Raw genomic sequence first — 20,933 nt, 5'->3', positions numbered from 1 at the left:
TAGTAGGGTGAATTTCTGAAACAGCGAGAGCTCTTTTGAACTCACCTATAGGAACGAACTGAATGAGGGGTTTGGATGCAGGGAAAACGATTTTTTATGAAATGGTTGAATTAAAAAATTTATATCAAGGGGCTTAAAGAATGAAAGAGTGCCAATGAGATTGGCACTCTTGGTGATATTTAGAGGCTAGATAGTTTTTTTTCTATAGCGACTAAGATGCCTTCGGCATCTAATCCGACGCGTTTAAGCATAGAAGCATGACTAGCGTGCTCTTCGTATTGATCTGGTAGACCGATATGCAGGGTAGGCACTTGTATGTTGTTAGCTAACAAGAACTCACTCACCGCAGAGCCTGCTCCGCCCATAACGGCGTTTTCTTCGACAGTGACAATGAGCTTGGCACCCTGCTGTGCTAGCAGTGCTTCTTCATCAATGGGTTTGACAAAACGCATATCAAGTAAACTTGCATCGAACTTTTCTGCAGCTTGTAAGGCGTCGTGGGTCGGTCGACCAAAACCACAAATGACAATGCCAGATCGCCCTGTGCGTAAAGTACGAGATTTACCTATTTCGAGCAGGGTTAGCTTGGCTTCAATATCGACTCCAAGGCCTGTACCGCGAGGGTAACGTACTGCTGCTGGCCCTTGGTATTGATAACCTGTTTGCAGCATTTTTCGACATTCATTTTCGTCAGATGGTGCCATTACGATCATATTTGGAATACAGCGTAGGTAGCTTAAGTCGTAAACACCTGCATGAGTTGGGCCATCTTCGCCGACTAAACCGGCGCGATCGATGGCGAATAGCACATCAAGATTTTGCAGGGCAACATCATGGATGAGTTGGTCATAAGCGCGCTGTAAAAAAGTTGAGTAGATGGCTACAACAGGTTTAACACCATCACAGGCCATGCCTGCGGCCAGTGTTACTGCATGTTGTTCTGCGATGGCAACATCAAAGTATCTATCGGGAAAGCGTTCTGCAAAGTCGATTAGGTCAGAGCCTTCTTTCATGGCTGGCGTGATAGCCACAAGTTTGTCGTCTTGCTCTGCGGCATCACAAACCCACTGTCCAAATACGTTACAGTACTTGGGCAACTTACTTTGTGGTGCATTGGGTTTTGGGTCTGGTTCGATCTTATTTATGGCGTGATAACCAATTGGATCACCTTCAGCTGGCTCAAAACCTTTGCCTTTTTTGGTTATAACATGAAGAAATTGTGGGCCTTTTCTGTCTTTTAAGTTGTCTATCGTCGTTAGTAGATGGTCCATATCATGGCCATCAATTGGACCAATATAATTGAAGCCTAATTCTTCAAACATCATGCCTGGCGATACCATGCCTTTCATATGTTCTTCGGCTTTACGAGCCAATTCTAATGCGGAGGGTAAACCAGAGAAGACCTTGCGGCCACCTTCACGAATATGATCGTAGGTTTTACTCGCCCAAATGCGCGCGAAATAGCTGGACAGAGCACCAACGGGTTTCGAGATGGACATTTCATTGTCATTTAGGATGACCAGCATATCTGCTTTTACATCGCCTGCATGGTTAAGCGCTTCAAAAGCCATACCTGCGGACATGGCACCGTCGCCAATAATTGCTACGGCTTTACGGCCCGTTTTAAGCTGGCGCGCGGCCAAAGACATGCCTAAGGCTGCGCCGATGGAAGTGCTTGAATGGCCCACACCGAAGGTGTCGAACTCACTTTCATCACGTTTTGGAAATCCAGATATGCCATTTTCTTGGCGAATATTAAGCAGTGCTTCGCGGCGCCCTGTGAGTATTTTATGGGGATAAGCCTGATGGCCTACGTCCCAAACGATGCGATCCTCAGGTGTGTTATATAGGTAGTGCAGCGCAACGGTTAGCTCAATAACGCCTAGCCCAGCACCGAAGTGTCCGCCTGTTTGGCCGACGCTGTATAGCATGAATTCACGTAATTCTCGGACAAGGGTTGGCAATTGCTCTTTTTTAAAAGCACGCAAATCAGCCGGTGTATCGACTTGATCAAGTAGCGGCGTGTCAGGTCGCGAGGTTGGTATTTCTTCGAACATGGGCACCAGTAAGGTCACTTCTTTAGTTAATCTAAAAAATGGCTAAGTATATCAGTGGTTGCGACCAATAATATAGTTTGCCAGCTGAACTAGAGGTTGAGCTTTATCGCCAAAGGGGGAAACAGATTCAATGGCTTTTCCATATAAAGCTTGGGCAAGTTCCTGTGCACCTTTCAAACCGAGTAATTTAGGGTAAGTCGGTTTGTTTGCTTCTTCGTCAGAGAATTGTGTCTTTCCTAGTGTCTCTGTATCACTGGTAATATCAATGATGTCATCTTGGACTTGGAAAGCCAAACCTATGGCATTGGCATAGATATCCAATGACGTTAGTTGATCAAGGTTTTCAGCTCCAGTACTAATTGCTCCCATTCGTACACTGGCTCGGATTAATGCCCCCGTTTTATGCTGGTGCATTTGCTCTAGAGCTTTGATGTCGATGTTTTTGCCCACGTTTGATAGATCAATCATTTGACCTGTGACCATGCCATGGCGGCCAGAAGCTTTAGCAAGCTCTTGAATTAAAATGATTTGTTGTTGAGCATTTTTATGTTGTTTGTCACTGAGTAGTTCAAAGGCAAAAGTTTGTAGGGCATCGCCCGCTAAAATGGCCGTAGCCTCGTTGAACTGAATATGACAAGTTGCTTTGCCTCGCCTTAGGTCGTCATCATCCATAGCAGGTAAGTCATCATGGATAAGCGAGTAGGCATGTATTGATTCAATTGCGGCCGCACTGGCATCTGTTAAGCTATTTGCTTCGCCAAACAATGAAGCCGTGGCATAGGCTAGCATTGGTCTTACCCGTTTCCCGCCATTAAACAGACTGTATTCCATGGCGGTTTGCAAAGTTAAGGCTGGGTTGTATAGGTCTAATTTTTGCTTTAGATATTGGTCGACACGGTTGCTGGCGTATTGTGAAAAATCGTTTAGAGTCACGAATTAGATTCCGGGTCAAAAATTTCTAGGTGTTCACCATCTTGTTTCTCAAGAAGGATTTGAACTTTTTGCTCGGCTTGCGTTAAAACCGATTGGCAATCTTGACTCAGCTTGACGCCCTTTTCAAATGCTTTCAAGGCATCCTCAAGAGAGAGCTGGTTTGACTCTAATTGATTTATAAGGATGTCTAGTTCATTTAGGTTATCTTCGAAATGGCGAACGCTGTTTTTCCTGGACATGGTGATTACTCTTATTTTGAACCTACATTTTTTAACAGAAAATGACTCACTCTTCGAGGGTATGCAGATGATAATTACAAAAATAGCGCAAGAATGTGTCACCCTTGTCGGCTCTTTCGTTTAAAATTAGATACACTCTAATCGTATTATAGCTTTTTTTGTCGGGAGACGTGTGTGGATATCGCAACGTTATTAGGATTGATTGGCTCTTTTGCCATTGTTATTGCCGCCATCTTTGTTGGTGGTTCTGCGGGAATGTTTTTAGACGTAGCCTCAACCCTGATTGTTTTGATTGGTTCTACCTTTGTTGTTTTGATGCAGTATCCGCTTAGTCAGTTTCTTGGTGCAGGTAAAGTTGCAGCAAAAGCTTTCATGTTTAAAAGTGTTCCGTTAGATACGTTAGTCGACGAAATTTACGGTTTGGCCGATGAGGCGCGTAAAGGGGGGTTGTTGTCATTGGAAGGAAAGGAAGTCGGTCACCCTTTCTTATCGAAGGGGATTCAAATGTTGGTTGATGGCCATGATGGTAGTGTGGTGAAAAGTCAGCTCAGTAAAGAAATGAACCAGTCTTATACTCGCCATGATAATGGCGCCAAACTTTTCAAAGCCTACGGAGATGTTGGTCCTGCCATGGGAATGATAGGGACTTTGGTCGGTTTGGTGCAAATGCTGGCAAATATGGATGACCCCAAATCCATTGGTCCTGCGATGGCGGTTGCACTATTGACGACTCTATATGGCGCCATGTTAGCCAATATGGTGTGTTTGCCTATTAGCGCAAAGCTTGCTAATCGTGCAGAAGAAGAATTACTTTGCCAGAAGTTGATTTTGGATGCTCTCTTAGCGATTCAGTCAGGCCAGAACCCTCGTATACTTGATGGTTCTCTTAAAGCCTATATTGCTGAAGGTAAACGCACTGAGCGTGAATAATCTTTAATAAGTTTAAGATGTAAACGGATTCAATAATAATGAGTGATGAAGAAGAGTCAGAGTGCCCCGAATGTATAGAGGGCTTACCAGCTTACATGGGGACGTTTGCCGACCTTATGTCGCTGTTAATGTGCTTCTTCGTACTTTTATTGTCATTTGCTGAAATGGATGTGTTGAAGTTCAAGCAACTTGCTGGTTCTATGCGCGAAGCATTTGGTGTGCAGAAAGAAATAAAAGCAGATTCGATTCCCATGGGGACTTCTATCATTGCTCAAGAATTTAGTCCTGCACGACCGGAACCTACACCGATTAATGAGGTTCGCCAGGATGCTGATGATACCCAAGACAATACGCTCGAAGTTCTCTGTAAACCTGATTCAGCAGAAATAAATGAGAAGGATGGAGCTGGCTCGCCGTCGCCAGATACTTTTGTTGATAAATCTAAGGCAGATCTAGAAAGAGAAAAGCAGATCCAACAAACGGAAGAGGATGCCAAGCAAATTGCTTCGGTACTGCGAGAAGAGGTTTCTAAGGGAACGGTAGAAATTGAAACGCAAGAACAGACGATTACTATACGACTAAAAGATCAAGGCTCTTTTGAATCGGGCTCAGCGGAACTGAATTATGATTTTATTCCCGTTATCGATTTGGTGCGTGAAGTATTAGTTGGCCTTGAAGGTAGCATTGCCGTAGAGGGGCATACGGATAATGTGCCAATAGAGACAGCGCGTTTCAAATCGAATTGGCAGTTATCCTCTGCCCGTGCGATTGCTGTTGCAGAGGAATTGTTTGCTACTGGAGAGTTGGAGCAAAATCGATTTGCAGTGACTGGCTATGCGGATACTCGTCCTTTGGTCCCTAATGATACGTCAGCTCATCGCGCGACAAACCGTCGAGTGGAACTGGTGATTAAACAGAATGATTTGTCTCGACCAGAAGTGCAGCCAACCACTGATGACTTGTTTAATGATGGTGTGATTGAACTTGATCTGTTTAGTGCTGACGAGGATTCAGATGAAGACTTACTAGGTTTTGATTTGGAACCGAGTGAAATATTCTAAGACTTTGAATAAATAAAATAAGGGGCTTCGGCTCCTTTTTTATTGCTGAGATTTAAGGTTTTTTTTGCTATGGTTGGCGCAGATAAAATTGAGGAAGTAAATAAAATGCGAGTAGCAGTCATTGGCGCATCTGGGCGCATGGGAAAAAATCTAATTACCGCTGTTAATAATGCTGATGGTGTGACGTTAGGCGCGGCGATTTTAAAACCAGCTAGTAGTTTAGTTGGAGCGGATGCTGGCGAAATTGCGGGTGTTGGTAAACTAGGGGTAGCTGCAGTTGCGTCATTAGTGGATTGTGTTAATGATTTTGACGTGTTGATTGACTTTACCACCCCAGCTTTAACATTAAGCAATGCCGCGTTTTGTGCCGAACATCACAAAGCCATCGTTGTTGGAACTACAGGCTTAACCGATCATGAAAAAGCAGAGTTGAATGAGGCTGCTAAACGCTCTCCTGTCGTGTTTGCTCCTAATATGAGTGTTGGTGTTAACTTGACTTTGAAGTTATTAGCAACGGCTGCAGAAATTCTCGGTGATGATTATGATGTAGAAATCGTTGAGGCTCATCATAGACATAAGGTTGATTCGCCTTCAGGAACGGCTTTGCGTATGGGAGAAGTGGTTGCAGAGGCATTAGGGCGTGATCTAAAGGAGTGCGCTGTCTATGGTCGAGAAGGCCAGACAGGTGCGCGAACACAAAAAGAGATTGGCTTTGAAACGATTCGTGCCGGAGATGTGGTTGGTGAGCATAGCGTTTGGTTTGCAACAGAAGGTGAGCGTATTGAAATCGTTCACAAGGCCAGCAGCCGAATGACTTTTGCAAAGGGCGCTGTGCGGGCCGCGAGCTGGTTAGCCGGTAAGCCAGCAGGTATGTATGATATGCAGGACGTTCTTAATCTAAAATAGACGAGCTTGTGTATTGTTATCATAAAAAATGGCCGCTGTGAAAATTGCGGCCATTTTTTGTTTTTAAATTTATTAAAGTTTATCGAGGGCTTTCTCAAGTTTTGTTTTTATGTCTTTGCTCACCCATTGTGACCAAATTTCTTGATGGTTAAGTAGAAAGTTCTCCGCTGCATATTGTCCATCCGCTTGGTTTTCTTCCATCCAGGCAAGTAGGGCATTCATTTGAGCATTGGTGAAAGTACGTTTTGTAAGGTAGGTGTAAGCATCCGGGGCTCTTTTGGCAAATGCCGAGGTTGTAACACTGTAACTGACTGCTGATGGGTACATGGTTACTTTGGGTTCTAGACAGTCTTCTTTGCTGATGCAATTGATGAAGTGTTCTTTATCCACACCAGAACCAAAATCTACTCTTACCATGTCGTATTTTCCTAGCACAGCAGAGGGGCCCCAGTAGTAGCCAAACCAAGGTTGTTTACGCTCATAAGCACGACTTAAGGAACCAGATAACGCGGCTGATGACCCTGGGTTGATTAATTCAAAGCCTGACTCTTGAAGCTTTAGCGCCTGAAATAGATTGGTACTGGATATTTGGCATCCCCAGCCTGCAGGGCAGCCATAAAAAGCAGAAACGGAGGCGTTTTCTGGGTTGGGGAAGTCTTTTGCGTGCTTCTTTATGCCTTCGATGGTGGCTAATGACGGGTTTTTATCAACCATGTATTTAGGAACCCAAAAGCCTTCAGGGCCACCATCTGAGTATGATTTACCTGCGATACGTAAACTATTTTCGGCGACACCGCGGTCAATGAGTGTTTGCACTGCGTTTGACCACATCTCTGGCGCAATATCTGGTCGGCCTTTTTCGGTCATGGCATTACTGATCGGTATGGAGTCACCAGGAATTAATTCTGCATCGCAATCGAAACCATAACGTAAAATAAATTTATCTGTGTAGGCCATGATCGAGGCTGAGTTCCAACTCATATCTGCGATTTCAACCTTGCCACAGCTGCTTGTTGTTGCGAAAGAATAGGTAGCGGTAAGAGCCATAAGACCCGTAATAATACTTTTTTTATACATCATAAAGTCCTTTTTTGATGTTGATATTTATGGAAAAACCTTTTTGAATTTACCTAGTTAGTGAACTTTATAATATTCATTAGTATTTATGAAGAGGTGTCTATGTCTTATAAAATAAAAATGGCTGCTATGAAAATAGCAGCCATTTTGTGTTTGTTGCCTATGCATCAATTTCACGCTTTATTTAGGGTGTCAGTACACTTGCCAGCTTTTGTGGTTCTAGCCTACCTTTTAATTCACCTTTTTTATTAATGACTGGTAAGTCAAAGTGAGTATTTAAGCAGCATACAGGTATTACTGCTTGTAATAGGCTGGTTTGGCTAATGGACTCTACATGGTGCAAGACATCTTTTAGTGGTGCTTCGTCTTCTAGCTGATCCAGTTGTTGCTTGGTAAGCACGCCTTGGTAACCCTCTTTATTGAAGACAAAGGTGTAGTCTTCACCTTGCGGGAAGTCGTTTCTGACTTCTCCTGCTGTATCACCTTCTACTTTATCTGTATTAGGAGTCAGAATAGTATGGACACTAAGTGCTCTTGAGCGGTTTACGTCTTTAGCGAAAGCTCTCACATAATCATCAGCAGGGTTCAATACGATGTCGACAGGTGTGCCAACTTGTACCAGCTTACCGTCTTTTAGCACAGCAATACGGTCACCGAGTCTTAGGGCTTCGTCTAAATCATGGGTGATAAAGATAATGGTTTTGTGTAGGTTCTCTTGCAACTCCATGAGTTGCTCTTGCATCTCGCTTCTTATCAGAGGGTCAAGTGCTGAAAAGGCTTCGTCCATTAATAGGATTTCCGCATCGGTACACAATGCTCGTGCAAGTCCAACACGTTGCTGCTGGCCACCTGATAGCTGTGAGGGATACTGGTCTTCATAACCCGCTAGTCCAACCGTATCTAACCATGAGACGGCTTTGGGAGCCCATTCCGCTCTTTTTTCACCCTTGATAAGTAGGCCGTAACCGACGTTATCAAGTACGCAGCGATGGGGCATAAGGCCAAAATGTTGAAATACCATTGCCATTTTATGGCGACGGAAGGTAATTAGCTCTTTTGCCGACAGTTCCATAATGTTCTCGCCATCGACTTTTATTTTACCTGCTGTCGGATCGATAAGGCGGTTAAAGTGACGAATTAACGTGGATTTTCCTGAGCCGGACAAGCCCATAATCACGAAGATTTCACCGCGTTTTACGTTTAGGTTAATATCTTGTAACCCAATGGTGTGACCTGTTTCGGCTAAAATGTCTTCTTTGGAAGCGCCTGCTTTGACTTTAGGTAGAACATCTTTCGCTGATGGGCCAAATATTTGATATAGGCCTTCAATTTCGATTAGCGTTTCGCGATCATTATCCATTATCAGTCCCTCCAAGGTGTTTCTGGGCGCGTTTTGCATAGCTTTGAGAGACGCGGTCAAAGATGATGGCAAGCGCAACAATAGCGAGGCCATTTAATAACCCAAGGGTAAAGTATTGGTTCGTAATGGATTTTAAAACGGGTTGGCCTAAGCCTTTTACGCCTATCATGGAAGCGACGACGACCATGGCCAGTGCCATCATAATGGTTTGGTTGATACCCGCCATAATGGTTGGCATAGCCAGTGGAATCTGTACTCCAAAAAGTCGTTGTGTCGGTGTTGCTCCGTACGCCTTAGCCGCTTCTAGAGTTTCTTGATTTACTAGTCGGATGCCTAAGTTGGTTAAGCGAATAACCGGAGGAATAGCATAAATTACAACGGCGATGACGCCAGGGATTCTGCCGATACCCAGCAGCATAACCACAGGGATAAGGTAAACGAAAGCTGGCATGGTTTGCATAATATCAAGCAGTGGTGTGATGATGGATCGAGCTCTATCTGAACCTGCCATCAGGATACCAATAGGAATACCGATACAGATAGAAAGAATGGTGCATACAGTGATGATGCTAAGGGTTCGCATGGTATCTTCCCACATACCAAAATAGCCGATGACAAGGAATGAGGCGAGTACCCCAGCGCATAATTTCCAAGACCGTGTGGCGGCATAAACCAAACCGATAATGGCGATTAAAACAATCCACCAAGGGGTTTGGATAAGAAGGTTTTCAAACCAGACAAGGAAGTGTAAAAGAGGGTCGAAGAAGTTTTCAATGGAATCCCCGTAAGTACGGGAGAAGGTTCGATAAGCGCCGTCTAATGTTTGTCTTATAGCGAGAAGGTCACGCCGACTCATATCTGGGAATTCGGTTAACCAAGAGCTGTCTATCATAATAAGTGAGTTCTCAAAGAATAAAATGAAAAAGCAAGAACCGTGCTGTAGAGTTCAGCACGGTTTTTCATTGATTGAATCAATTAAAGATTATTGAGTGCTTTTTCAAGTTTTTCTTTTACGTCTTTATTAACCCATTTTGACCAAATGTCAGCATGGTTAAGCATGAAATTTTCAGCTGCATATTGTCCGTCAGCTTGGTTATCTTCCATCCAAGCAAGCAAGGAATTCATTTGCGCATTAGTAAAAGAGCGTTTAGCTGTATAGGCATAAGCAGCAGGCGCTCTTTTTGCAAAGTCCGTCGTCGTTACGCTATAGACTGGAGAAGGTGGAAACATGGTCGCTTTTGGGTCTAAACAGTCGGCTTTAGTAATACAACTTAGGTAATGCTTCTCGTCTACACCAGAACCAAAGTCCACTTTTACCATGTCGTATTTACCAAGTATGGCGGTTGGTGCCCAGTAGTAACCAAACCACGCTTCTTCGCGTTCATAAGCACGACTTAAAGAGCCAGATAAGCCAGCGGATGAACCTGGATCGATTAGCTCAAAACCTGCATCTTTAAGCTCTAATGCTTTAAAAAGATTACCGCCAGAAATTTGGCAACCCCAACCAGCAGGGCAACCATAAAAAGCGGAAACAGAAGGATCCTCTGGGTTAGGGAACTCTTTGGCATGCTTTTTAATGCCTTCGATTGTTGCTAATGAAGGGTCTTTATCTACCATATATTTAGGTACCCAAAAGCCTTCTTCGCCACCGTCGGATAAAGATTTCCCGGCGACTTTCAAACGTTTTTCGTCTACACCGCGATCAATAAGTGCTTGAACGGCGTTTGTCCACATTTCTGGCGCAAGATCTGGTTGGCCTTTTTCTATCATGGAAGTACTGGTTGGCATGGTATCACCAGGAATCAACTCAGCGTCACAGCCAAAACCGTGATTCAAAATGAATTTATCGACATTGGCCATCAAAGAGGCCGAATTCCAGTTCATATCGGCGATTTCCACCTTGCCACAGCTGTCTGTTGAGGCGAAAGAAGAAGTTGCGGCTAGAGTCATAAGACCCGCAATGATACTTTTTTTATACATTATAATGTTCCTATTGAGTATGAATTATTAGAGTACTAATCTTTTTTAAGTTTACACGTCTAACTAATTATATCAAATCTATGTTGTTGATTTTTATGGCTGAAATTGTGAAAAGTCATTTAAAAACAATGGTATGAAGACTCTTTCTAAATTTTGTAATGAATGGTTTATTTACAGGTTATATCGATTAAACAGGGAGGTGCTTAACGCTGAAAGCATAAAAAAACTCGGCAAACATGGGCTGTTTGCCGAGTCTTAGAGGGTTAACAAAGGGGAGTTAGATATTAGGAGAGTTGATATCGAGCATAGGTGCGGCATCAATATGTTCCGCGTCCATCATCATGGCGATGCGCTGTAGTGATGACAGCACCTGAGTTTGTTCCCAGCCTTCCAGAGATTCAAATTCACCGATAAATTTTTCATGCAGTAAAGGCGGTGCGGTGTGTAAAAGTGCTCGGCCTTCTGGTGTTAACCTTGCGTTGACAATGCGCTTGTCTTTTTGCGCTCTTACGCGTTCCACTAGTTTACGATCCTCAAGCCGATTAAGAATCGTTGTTACCGTGGCTTGGCTTAAAGAAACGCTATTGGAAATACGGCGTACTGTTACATCACCTAGCTCTTCAATAGATCTAAGTACCATGATTTGTGGAATGGTTAAACCGCAAGCCTTAACAACACGTTTAGATTGTAGGTCGGTGGCGCGGATAATACGGCGTAAATGAACAAGAACATCATGTAAGTGTTGGGAGTCAGACATAACTCGAGCTGCCTAAAATATGACGAATGATAGAGGCTGGATTATCCCTATCAAGGGCATCTGAGTGCAAGCTTCTTTTCGCTATTTTTCTCGTCTTGGCTTTGCTCACGACGTCATGCAAAGATACCCTCTGTATCTTACTGTTGTGCTATTTATTTAATGCTGAAAAAGCGTCAATGGCCTGTGCTCTGGCCGGTTTGTAATCAATAATGGGTTCCGGGTAGGCGCACCTCGCTCTTTGCTCTGAGCTTGGGTTGTGTATCGCTTTAGCTTCTAGAGGTTCTAACTCAGGTACAAAGCGACGAATAAAGTCACCGTCTTTATCGTAGGTTTCTGATTGCCTTGTGGGGTTGAACACTCGAAAATAAGGTGCAGCATCACAGCCTGTAGAAGCACTCCATTGCCAGCCACCATTATTGGCGGCAAATTCGCCATCGATGAGTTTGCTCATAAAATAGGCTTCTCCTTTACGCCAATCGGCAAACAGCAATTTAGTAAAAAAGCTGGCACTGATCATGCGTAAACGATTGTGCATCCAACCAGTTTGATTCAGTTGTCGCATGGCGGCATCGACAATAGGGAAACCAGTACGGCCCTCGCACCAAGCCTCAAACTCAGCCTGATTATCTCGCCACTGTATTTTGTCTGTTTCCGCTTTGAAGGGCCTGTGCTTCGCCAGAAAAGAAAAGTGTCCCATGAGCTGTCGATAGAAATCACGCCAAGCTAGCTCTTTCAACCAGATACTCTCTTGCCACAATCGGTCATTTTGCTCACACACATAATGTATCGCCTCTAGACATTGTCTTGGTCCCAGTGCACCGAGTGCCAAATAGGGTGATAGGGTGCTGGTGGCAGGTTTGATCGGATAGTTTCTGTCGTTATCGTAATGTTCTTCCTTGGTATGGCAAAAATGCCACAGCCTTTGTCTAATAATGTCATAGTCTGCTGGCCAAAGGTCTTCCCTAAAACTGGGTGCAGCTGAGCGCACCCAGCTTGGGGGTGACCACGAAAAGTTTAGCGCTTCTGCTTGTTTTGACGGTGCTGGGTAGGGGCTGTGTTCTTGTGACGACAGCAGCATACTCCAACGTTTGAAAAAAGGTGTGAAGACTTTAAACGGCGTCCCCTGTTGGCTCAGGACATCTTGTGGAACGAAAAGATCCGACGCCAGTTTGTTGACCTGAATATCATGACTTTGCAGTGTTTGTTTAACCGAGTTGTCCCGTTGTAATTCGTGCGGTGGAATATCTTGATTAAACCAAATGTGGCGGACGCCTTCAGCAAGACAAAACTTTTCTAAAGCAGGAGCAACCGATTGAAAGGTATCGACTTCTAGAATGTCTAGGGGGATACCTTGTGCTGCAAGAGCATGGCCTAGAGTCGTGATAAATGCTGCTCTTAAGCCGGTCTTTGCCGGAGATTCATTGTGTGCGATCCACTGTTCGGGGGTAGCCGTAATAACAACCCGAATATCACCTTGTTGGGAAGCAAGGTAAAGGGCCGGGTTGTCCTCTAGCCTGAGATCGTTTCTGAGCCAAACGAGATGTTTTGTCGCCATTTTTTACACTCTATTCCTGATGCCCAATGGTGTTGGATAAGGGGCGAAATAGCTTTGTTCCTTGATGTATTTACTACCGTAGTGTTTTAAATAGTGATGTAGCAACGTCATTGGCGTGGCCAGATTGACTTCACCACGACGGTATTGTTCAACCACGTCAAGAATGTCATTTCTGACGGAGGCATCGACCGAACGCTTGAGGTAACCGACTAAATGCATGAGTACATTGCAATGGTTTTTACGCTTCGCTGGTGTGGATAAGGTCATCATGAGAGTTTCAAAATAGGCGTCTTTTAACGCCAAAACGGGTCTTGGGTCACTGCCTGATAACATACGCCCTAGTAACCGGTAAGTCGGTTGAGAATGGGCCATGACCAAATATTTATAGCGGCTGTGGAAAGCAATGAGGTCTTTCATGCTTGGTGTGTCACCGACGGTATGGCGGAAGTCATGGTGGGCAAATACGCGCAGCAAGAAGTTCTCTCTTAATGCCGGATCATTTAAACGACCGTCTTCTTCAATGGGTAACAGTGGATAACGTTGCAGTAAGGCTTTGGTGAACAGGCCCGCACTGCGTTGCATATGTGGATGGCCGTTTTCTTGATACACCTTAATGCGTTCCAAGCCGCAGCTTGGTGAGTTTTTCATCACGATATAACCGTCAAGGTGCGCTAGGTTTTCTAAATAGGCATTTGATGTCGCCATGAAGGTGGCAGAAACGTCCTTGTCGGTTTGCTTAGTGAACACCATACGAGGTTGGTTCGGGTCACCCTCTAAACGTAAGGTAGGACGTGGTGTGCCAAAGCCAGCAGCGACTTCAGGACAAAACTTTTGATAGTCGAAATAATCGCTTAGATCCTTATCGCAATAGTCTGAACGACTATGGCCGCCATTGTAGCGGACATTATCACCGAGTAAGCAGGCACTGATGCCGACAGGAATTTTATGGTCGAGCTGATCGGCTGAAAAACGTGAAAATGGCATAATCCTATCCTCTAAATGACGAGGCTCTTATCGCCTCATTGTCCTGTTTTCATATTCAGTTTTTAAAATCAATAGGCTAAAAATGGCTTCGTTCTAGGAAATGACACAAGGCTAAGGCACTGAGTAGCGCCCCTTCTGCGTCTCCTTGGCATAACCAATCACCTGCCAAGCCAATATTATTTTCGATATCCCAAGCGAAGGCGTTATTGCCTTTATTTTCGTTAAAGCGACTAAGTAGCCAGCGGTGAGCTTCCCCATGCTGGATGACTCTTTGCTCTGTGAGCGTAGAAAAGGCTTGTATCAGCGTGCTCGCTACCAAAGCTTTATCCGCATCGAGATATTGCTTAGTCCATTCTGGGCTGGTTTGAATCACCCAGCGATCCAATTTAGCACTATCGCGCATGGGCTTATGGTTATCTTTCAGCATACGACATATTGGTGAATTGTGTGGGGCGATTAGTGCATTAAGATCACTTATTGGGGTTTCTAACCACATAGCCCACTGAGCTTGACTACTCTGGCAAGCTTGGTTTGCTCTAAGCAGCAAGATGGCAAGATCAGTATGGGTGGCTAATATCATGGCAGCCTGTGGCGCAGGGGCAGTAATAATGACTTTTTCTGCGACCACAACGGCTTGATATTTATCGTCTCGAAGCAACCATTGCTTATGGCTACCTGATGCTTGGGTAATCTGCTCTAGGTGATGCACTCTGGTATTACTAATGAAAGGCGCATTCCCTAACCAATGGCGGGTAATCGCACTCATTTTTGGGATGCCGACAAAGGCTTGCGTGTCTTTTGTATTGAGTTGTTGCCATGGGGCTGCAACCTTGTCATCAACTAAGCCTTCCATTAATGCCAATGAACTAGCGTGACTGGCATGAATGAAAGGAGTGCCAAGGTCACAGCTAGTGCCGTCGTCCAATTTTTTACTGCTAGCACGGCCACCAGTGCCACGACTTTTGTCTATGACACAAACCGTTAAGCCTGATTGGGCGATTAAATGAGCGCACAGGCTACCTGCCAAACCAGCGCCAATAATAGCAACGTCGTATTTGGTGCTGTTTTGATTATTTACGGTTTGATTGCCCATGCAGACGCACCTTTGGTCTATTAATATTTTTCTTGTACAAAAATAATTTTGTATCACTTTATTCTTATACAATATAGAATCTTGTATAGAAAAAGCAATAAACTTTTACAAAATAAATTCATGTATAAGTTTATTGCGGCTTTCGCTTATTATGACGATGATAAGAATTGCACGATGTGAAGGTTAAAATAGCGAGTTGTTGGTAACCCTATGAGTGAATCAGATAATAACGTTTTCCCTGCTAAATCGCCGTCTGATCTGGAGCGACTTTCCGAAGATCAGAACTACTTTCCTATACGAGACTTGTCTTTAAAGACAGGAGTAAACTCTGTCACCTTAAGGGCATGGGAGCGTCGCTATGGATTATTAAAACCTAAGCGTACAGCAAAAGGTCATCGTCTCTACGGTGAAGCCGATGTGCAGCGGGTTGAAGCGATATTGCGTTGGATTCAGCAAGGCGTGGCGGTCAGTAAAGTGCGAGCTTTGTTGGATCAAGGTGTTTCTGTCGAAGAGGCGTCGTCTACAAATGAATGGCTCGCATTACAAAACACCTTAATTGAAGCGGCAAAAAATTATCGAGAAGAGAAAATCGAACAACTCTACCAGCAGGTGTTTTCTCAGTACCCCGCCGCTATTGCAATACGAAATTGGCTATTGCCGAGTTTCGAAAAACTAGATGAAAGTGCCGCTTTGGCTTGTTGTGAAATGCAATTAATCCACGTTCTATCGAATCGCTTAGCCAGTGTTAAATCCCAGCGTAAAAAGGCTGCCAAGGTGTTGGTGACAGGGCTGTCCTCACAACGAACGCTTTGGTGCTATATGGCAGCGGCACTTTTGTCGGATAAAGGTTTTGTCTGTCGAGTAGTACCAAATGTGATGCAGGCTCAAGATTGGACCGCTGTGTTGAATGGCGTGCAAGCGCAAGGCGTGGTGGCATTTTGTGGCAATGAGCAGGCTGGAAAAGCCACTGAGTTATTGCAGCAAATGCAGCAATGGCATAAGCCTGTTGCCGCTATTGGCGCCAGTTTTTGGTTGGCAGCGAATGACGCCGACATGACAAGCTTAGGCAAGGTAACGGTTTATTCCGATGCATTAGAAGCGGTCGTTGGCTTTATTGAAGTCATGGAAAGCGGTGTGATTCATTCGCAATAAAAGTCTAAAGCTATTACATTTATATCGATAATAAATTTTAACGATGGCTCATCTTTCTCTAATATCTTTATTAAATAAAGAGGAGAGAATCAAATGACTAAAACTATTACCTTCGCCATCATGCACTTTTCTATTGCCTTCACCGTGGCTTATCTCATTACCGGCAGCTTTATTGTCGGTGGTTTAGTGGCCATAGTGGAGCCAGCTATTAATACGGTTGCTTTTTATTTTCATGAAAAGATTTGGAATAGAATGTCTCAATCGAATTCACCATCAATGATGGCCAAGATCTTTCAATCCACAGGGGAAAGCTACGCGTTAAAATCCATGTGATCTGCTTGGCACAAAAGCCCCATAAAATTATGGGGCTTTTGCCGTTTACGGTCATCTTCCTGTCAAGGGAAGCCATCAGAAAACCAGACGATTCTTCGGTCTATGCGCTACTTCAAAGCGCAACATTTCATAATTATGTCAAACATGCATTTGGTGCTTAATTTTTAGGCGGCCTTATGACACTATTGCCGCAGCGTTTTACTACGGCTGAAGTACGCTATTCAGCTTTTGAATCTATTAGGTTAAGTAATGGGACAACACACAGTAGAAAAAATCGGCGGCACGTCCATGAGCGACTACCGTTCGGTGCGAGATAATATTATTTTTAAACCTGCGCAAGGTGAAGACCTTTACCAGCGAATCTTTGTTGTATCCGCCTACGGTGGATTAACCGATCAGTTGTTAGAGCACAAAAAAACCGGTGATGCCGGCGTGTATGCCTTGTTTGCCCAAGAGCGCCAACAGGATAATTGGTCTGCTGCTTTGCAGAGTGTTCGTAATAACATGCTGTCTATTAACGAGACATTATTTGGTGCAGGTGAGCTACTTCAAGAAGCGAATGAATTTCTTAATAGCCGTTTGCAAGAAGCAAAAGAATGCTTAGAAGATTTACATCGCCTTTGTCAGCATGGCCACTTTTCGATTAGCGAGCACCTAGCAACCGTACGTGAAATGTTAGCCAGTATTGGTGAAGCGCACAGCGCTTGGAATATGGCTCATCTGTTAAAACGAGATGGTGTTAATGCGGTATTCGTCGATCTAACGGGTTGGAACAGCCCAAGTCATATGTCGTTGGATGAACGCATTGTAGATGCTTTTAAAGCGGTTGATATGACCAAAGAATTGCCGATAGCAACGGGCTATGCGCACAGCGAAACGGGCTTGATGTCGACCTTTGACCGTGGTTACAGTGAAATGACCTTTAGCCGCATTGCCGTATTGACCCATGCCCGTGAAGCGGTGATCCATAAAGAGTTTCACCTTAGCAGTGCAGACCCTCGTTTGGTGGGTGAAAGTAACGCTGTACCGATTGGTCGTACCAACTACGATGTGGCCGACCAGCTTGCCAATCTTGGAATGGAAGCGATTCACCCGAAAGCGGCGAAAGGCTTGCGCCAAAGCGGTATTGCTTTGCGTGTTAAAAATACCTTCGAGCCAGAGCACACAGGTACACTGATTACGGGTGACTACGTGAGCGATGCCCCCTGTGTAGAGATCATTGCAGGTTGCCGTGGTGTGTATGCGGTAGAACTGTTTGATCAAGAAATGGCGGGAGAAATAGACCAATTTGATGTGTCTATTTTAGAAGTGTTAAACCAGTTTAATGCGCACATTATTGCCAAAGACATTAATGCCAATACCATTACTCACTACTTGGCGATCAACCTAAAAACCCTAAAACGCATCATGCGATTCCTAAAAGAGCGTTTTGAAGGGGCTGAAATTACTCAGCGTAAGGTCGCCATTGTATCGGCCATTGGCAGCGACATGAAAACCACTGGCATGCTGGCGCAAGCGGTAAAAGCCATTGCAGAGCAAGAAGTGAACGTATTGGCTATGCACCAATCCATGCGTCAGGTAGACATGCAATTTGTGGTCGATGAAGAAGACTATGAAAAAACAATCTGTAGCTTGCATAAAGAACTGGTAGAGGTGCATAACCACGGTCGAGCAATCTGCTTGGCGTCTTAACGGGAGCGTTAGAATACACCTCGACGATTAAAATTTAGTCACAAAAAAACCAAACTCCGTCTTCCGGTGTTTGGTTTTTTTATTGGTGTTTTTTTAGCTATCTAATCGCTTGCTTATGCAATCGCTAGAAATAAGCCCGCAACCGCTATAATGCTGCCCGTGATGCGAGTAATTATTGGTGCTTGGAAGCGTTCAATGATGGAACCAAGTACAATGCCCGCTACATGCAATAAAGTGGTTGCTGCTGCGAAACCAAGAGCATATTCAGCGCCATTCGCATTCAATGGCATTTCCATACCGTGAGCGGCGCCGTGGAACAAAGCGAACAAACCTGCAATCCCTGCGCAAACCGCAACAGGAAAGCGTGCAGCACCAACAAGTAACGCGCCCATCACGATCACAGACAACAAAATACCTTGTTCAATAAAAGGTACTTGTACGCCTGCAACTGCTAATCCGCCACCAACCATCATAGTGCCAACAAACGCCATAGGCACAGCCCATAAAGCGCGACCGCCAAGGCTAGCAGACCAAAGGCCAATGGCTAACATAGCCAACAAATGATCAAAGCCGCCCAGTGGGTGCATAAAGCCAGTCATAAAGCTGGTGGTGTGTTCATGTCCAGCGTGAGCAAATACAAGAGCCGGTGCGGCAGAAATCAGTGCCACTAATCCCATTTTAAGCGCATTAAGACGCATGATGTAATCTCCTAAATAAAAAATGAGTTAAGTTAAACCACCGCTCTTGCGGCTGGAATAGTTTTGGATTCTAGCATACCTTCGGTGAGGATAAATTGACGGATGTTGTCTCGATCCTGTGCTTTTTTCATCTTACTAATAAATGAGGCTTTCAATGCAGCTGAGTGACCAAAGTTGGTCGTTAAACATCACGTCCCTTCCCTAAGAGGGAATCGTATTTATGTTTCTTATTGTTAACATGGGCGTCGAATCCAGAATGAAATGGTTGGCATCAGGTATTTGATGAAAATATAAGAAGCTGACGCTAATAAATGGATCCACTTAGCTTAATAATACATAAGGAAATAAAAATGAAATTTATATTAGCCATGGTTGTGCTTCTTAGTTCAAGTATAGCTTCTGCGGGTGCTGGCAGCTCTAAGATTGATCGCGTTGGAATAAATAGTGTGGGTCAATTGTATATAGATTTGCAAGACAATGTTGTTCAAGACGGTTGCTTTGCTAATGCTAAAAGACTACTGGTACCAGTAGACCACGCCCAGTTGGATAGATGGTTTTCATTGGCCCTTGATGCACGTATTTATGATTTACCAATAGAATACAGTTCTAACGCATGTACCACTGATGGTTGGAGTGCGTGGCTTGATACTGGCTGGTTTCAGATTACCTATCCTGAAAGCAACGATTAAGTGAATAGAAATTATTGTCATTTATTTAAATCAAGCATAGGAAAAGAATATGAAAATTAAATTGACGTTGGCACTGGTTGCGCTTCTTAGTTCTGGTATCGCTTCTGCGGATGTTGGCATCTCTAAGGTTGAGCGCGTTGGAATAGATAGCGTGGGGCAATTACACATAGATTTGAAAGATGATGTTGTACAAACTGGGTGTAGCCAGATCACACGATTAGTGGTACCAGCATCTCATTCTCAGTTAGATCGATGGTTTACATTAGCGAAAGTGGCACGTATTCATGGTTTGCCAGTCGGTTATAAGTCGTCTGGTTGCGTTGAGGGTAATTGGGGCGCCATCCTTGATGATAGTTGGTTTCAGATTGAATTTCCTGAAAGCAGCGATTCATAAGCTTTAACGTTATTTTGGTCGGGGTAAGGTTTTATATTTTGCCCTGACTTCTTCCCTTTAAAAGACCTGTTTTATCAATACTTCATTTTCCACTTCACTGCTTCCCCATACCTTATTATTTTAAGTTTTCATCGGCTTTCGCTGTTTATATGGGGGATAATGCGTTTTACTTCAAACTTTTTGTATTCCTAAACGTTATTTCGCTCTGTTGAGTCTGTAGCGTTTGCTTACTGTTTTTTAGGAGAGATTAGCAATAAGTTTCCGTTTGAGCTAAAAGATAAACAAGATGAATGGCAGGAGCGTGAAGCTTACGATAGGGGAATGGTGCGACTACTTCGCTTATAAACATCTAGAGAGTTAAAAAATCATTATTTCAATTAGTTAGGGATAAATTATGGCATTTCATATCTGGACGGTGTTCTTCTTGGCCTATTTAGTCACTACGCTTTCGCCCGGCCCCAATGTCTTGTTGGTACTTAAAAACAGTATTCAATACGGCTGGAAGTCTGCTTTTATAACGATTGTTGGTAATCTCTTTTGCCAGTTCTTTATCGTATGTCTTGTTGCGCTTGGTGTTGGGACACTTTTACAAACTTTGCCTAATTGGTTTTTGGTGATGAAGGTTCTAGGCGGTACTTACTTAATTTATCTTGGTATTAAAGCGCTGAGGTCGAGTAAGACATCGACCTTTGAAGCCATGGATAGAAAATTCTTGAAAGAAAAATCAGGGCGAGCATTGTTTGTTGAAGCCTTTTTCGTTTCTGCCAGTAACCCAAAAACACTGATATTTTTGTCTGCCTTTCTGCCTCAGTTTTTGACTCTAGATAACTCTGCTTATGTACAGTTCTCGGTCATGTTTATCACCATCTGCTTTATAGTGATCAGTGTGCATATTGGCTATGCCTTTGGTATTACCTGTCTAAGTCAGCGTTTTTCCCTGAAAAACATGGAAGCTAAAATAGCAAAAGTTACTGGCGGGTTGTTTATTAGCATGGGCAGCGGGATCTTGTTGAGTAATCGCTAATTTTTCTGAGTGCATTAAT

General features: G+C 43.9%; 21 protein-coding genes. 9 read left to right on the top strand and 12 right to left on the bottom strand.

From position 1 onward, the window contains the following. Window positions 1-179: 179 nt before the first annotated feature. From dxs to I8J31_RS04195, 3 genes are read right to left on the bottom strand one after another with little or no spacing between them, the layout of a single operon-like run. A complete protein-coding gene (gene dxs / locus I8J31_RS04205) occupies window positions 180-2,057 on the bottom strand; it encodes a 1-deoxy-D-xylulose-5-phosphate synthase (RefSeq protein ID WP_199467039.1) in 1,878 nt (625 codons plus the stop codon). A 51-nt stretch (window positions 2,058-2,108) separates the two neighbouring features. Then, complete coding sequence (gene ispA, locus I8J31_RS04200; RefSeq protein WP_199467038.1) at window positions 2,109-2,990, bottom strand: (2E,6E)-farnesyl diphosphate synthase; 882 nt, start codon at window positions 2,988-2,990, stop codon at window positions 2,109-2,111. Next, complete coding sequence (locus I8J31_RS04195; RefSeq protein ID WP_199467037.1) at window positions 2,987-3,229, bottom strand: exodeoxyribonuclease VII small subunit; 243 nt, start codon at window positions 3,227-3,229, stop codon at window positions 2,987-2,989. The genes ispA and I8J31_RS04195 overlap by 4 nt, the downstream gene beginning before the upstream one ends. A gap of 174 nt (window positions 3,230-3,403) precedes the next feature. Here I8J31_RS04195 and pomA point away from each other — a divergent pair, with 174 nt between their 5' ends. The 3 genes from pomA to dapB all read left to right on the top strand — a co-directional run bounded on the left by pomA (window position 3,404) and on the right by dapB (window position 6,126). Further along, window positions 3,404-4,159 carry a flagellar motor protein PomA gene (gene pomA, locus I8J31_RS04190; RefSeq protein WP_199467036.1) on the top strand — a complete coding sequence of 252 codons (756 nt, stop codon included), beginning with the start codon at window positions 3,404-3,406 and terminating at the stop codon, window positions 4,157-4,159. A gap of 38 nt (window positions 4,160-4,197) precedes the next feature. Continuing rightward, window positions 4,198-5,220 (top strand): flagellar motor protein MotB, encoded by a 1,023-nt coding sequence (locus I8J31_RS04185; protein ID WP_199467035.1) that lies wholly within the window; start codon window positions 4,198-4,200, stop codon window positions 5,218-5,220. 105 nt (window positions 5,221-5,325) lie between these two features. Beyond that, complete coding sequence (gene dapB, locus I8J31_RS04180) at window positions 5,326-6,126, top strand: 4-hydroxy-tetrahydrodipicolinate reductase (protein WP_199467034.1); 801 nt, start codon at window positions 5,326-5,328, stop codon at window positions 6,124-6,126. 72 nt (window positions 6,127-6,198) lie between these two features. Here the strand turns inward: dapB and I8J31_RS04175 are convergent, their stop codons facing one another. From I8J31_RS04175 to I8J31_RS04140, 8 genes are all read right to left on the bottom strand, one after another. Beyond that, entirely contained in the window at window positions 6,199-7,206 is a 1,008-nt protein-coding gene (locus I8J31_RS04175; RefSeq protein WP_325101168.1) for a glycine betaine ABC transporter substrate-binding protein, read from the bottom strand. 181 nt (window positions 7,207-7,387) lie between these two features. Then, entirely contained in the window at window positions 7,388-8,563 is a 1,176-nt protein-coding gene (locus tag I8J31_RS04170) for a quaternary amine ABC transporter ATP-binding protein (RefSeq protein ID WP_199467033.1), read from the bottom strand. Next, a complete protein-coding gene (locus I8J31_RS04165; protein ID WP_199467032.1) occupies window positions 8,556-9,455 on the bottom strand; it encodes an ABC transporter permease in 900 nt (299 codons plus the stop codon). The genes I8J31_RS04170 and I8J31_RS04165 overlap by 8 nt, the downstream gene beginning before the upstream one ends. A gap of 83 nt (window positions 9,456-9,538) precedes the next feature. Continuing rightward, entirely contained in the window at window positions 9,539-10,543 is a 1,005-nt protein-coding gene (locus I8J31_RS04160; protein WP_199467031.1) for an ABC transporter substrate-binding protein, read from the bottom strand. Window positions 10,544-10,820: 277 nt separating this feature from the next. Continuing rightward, window positions 10,821-11,300, bottom strand: coding sequence for a MarR family winged helix-turn-helix transcriptional regulator (locus I8J31_RS04155; RefSeq protein WP_199467030.1), 480 nt, complete (start codon window positions 11,298-11,300; stop codon window positions 10,821-10,823). 148 nt (window positions 11,301-11,448) lie between these two features. Continuing rightward, window positions 11,449-12,855 (bottom strand): cryptochrome/photolyase family protein, encoded by a 1,407-nt coding sequence (locus I8J31_RS04150; RefSeq protein ID WP_199467029.1) that lies wholly within the window; start codon window positions 12,853-12,855, stop codon window positions 11,449-11,451. 3 nt (window positions 12,856-12,858) lie between these two features. After that, window positions 12,859-13,839 (bottom strand): YbgA family protein, encoded by a 981-nt coding sequence (locus I8J31_RS04145; RefSeq protein ID WP_199467028.1) that lies wholly within the window; start codon window positions 13,837-13,839, stop codon window positions 12,859-12,861. A gap of 76 nt (window positions 13,840-13,915) precedes the next feature. After that, the gene (locus I8J31_RS04140; protein WP_199467027.1) at window positions 13,916-14,932 is read right to left on the bottom strand and encodes an NAD(P)/FAD-dependent oxidoreductase; all 1,017 of its coding nucleotides are present in this window, start codon (window positions 14,930-14,932) and stop codon (window positions 13,916-13,918) included. A gap of 210 nt (window positions 14,933-15,142) precedes the next feature. Here I8J31_RS04140 and I8J31_RS04135 point away from each other — a divergent pair, with 210 nt between their 5' ends. The 3 genes from I8J31_RS04135 to I8J31_RS04125 all read left to right on the top strand — a co-directional run bounded on the left by I8J31_RS04135 (window position 15,143) and on the right by I8J31_RS04125 (window position 18,109). Beyond that, window positions 15,143-16,084, top strand: a complete 942-nt coding sequence (locus I8J31_RS04135) for a MerR family transcriptional regulator (RefSeq protein ID WP_199467026.1) — start codon at window positions 15,143-15,145, stop codon at window positions 16,082-16,084. A gap of 93 nt (window positions 16,085-16,177) precedes the next feature. Beyond that, window positions 16,178-16,417 carry a DUF2061 domain-containing protein gene (locus I8J31_RS04130; protein ID WP_199467025.1) on the top strand — a complete coding sequence of 80 codons (240 nt, stop codon included), beginning with the start codon at window positions 16,178-16,180 and terminating at the stop codon, window positions 16,415-16,417. 249 nt (window positions 16,418-16,666) lie between these two features. After that, complete coding sequence (locus I8J31_RS04125; protein WP_199467024.1) at window positions 16,667-18,109, top strand: aspartate kinase; 1,443 nt, start codon at window positions 16,667-16,669, stop codon at window positions 18,107-18,109. Window positions 18,110-18,222: 113 nt separating this feature from the next. On the opposite strand, the gene I8J31_RS04120 is transcribed toward I8J31_RS04125, so the two are convergent. After that, a complete protein-coding gene (locus I8J31_RS04120; protein WP_199467023.1) occupies window positions 18,223-18,807 on the bottom strand; it encodes a HupE/UreJ family protein in 585 nt (194 codons plus the stop codon). A gap of 350 nt (window positions 18,808-19,157) precedes the next feature. Here I8J31_RS04120 and I8J31_RS04115 point away from each other — a divergent pair, with 350 nt between their 5' ends. The 3 genes from I8J31_RS04115 (at window position 19,158) to I8J31_RS04105 (ending at window position 20,914) form a co-directional block, all read left to right on the top strand. After that, on the top strand, window positions 19,158-19,496 hold the full coding sequence (locus I8J31_RS04115; RefSeq protein ID WP_199467022.1) for a hypothetical protein: 339 nt from the start codon (window positions 19,158-19,160) through the stop codon (window positions 19,494-19,496). 49 nt (window positions 19,497-19,545) lie between these two features. Then, on the top strand, window positions 19,546-19,890 hold the full coding sequence (locus tag I8J31_RS04110; RefSeq protein ID WP_199467021.1) for a hypothetical protein: 345 nt from the start codon (window positions 19,546-19,548) through the stop codon (window positions 19,888-19,890). Window positions 19,891-20,284: 394 nt separating this feature from the next. Beyond that, window positions 20,285-20,914, top strand: a complete 630-nt coding sequence (locus tag I8J31_RS04105) for a LysE family translocator (RefSeq protein ID WP_199467020.1) — start codon at window positions 20,285-20,287, stop codon at window positions 20,912-20,914. Window positions 20,915-20,933: the final 19 nt, after the last annotated feature.

Origin of the sequence: Marinomonas transparens, assembly GCF_016463975.1 — a bacterium.
GTDB lineage: Bacteria > Pseudomonadota > Gammaproteobacteria > Pseudomonadales > Marinomonadaceae > Marinomonas > Marinomonas transparens.
Note: the sequence above shows the minus strand (reverse complement) of the source record. Positions and strands in the feature narration are given on the sequence as shown.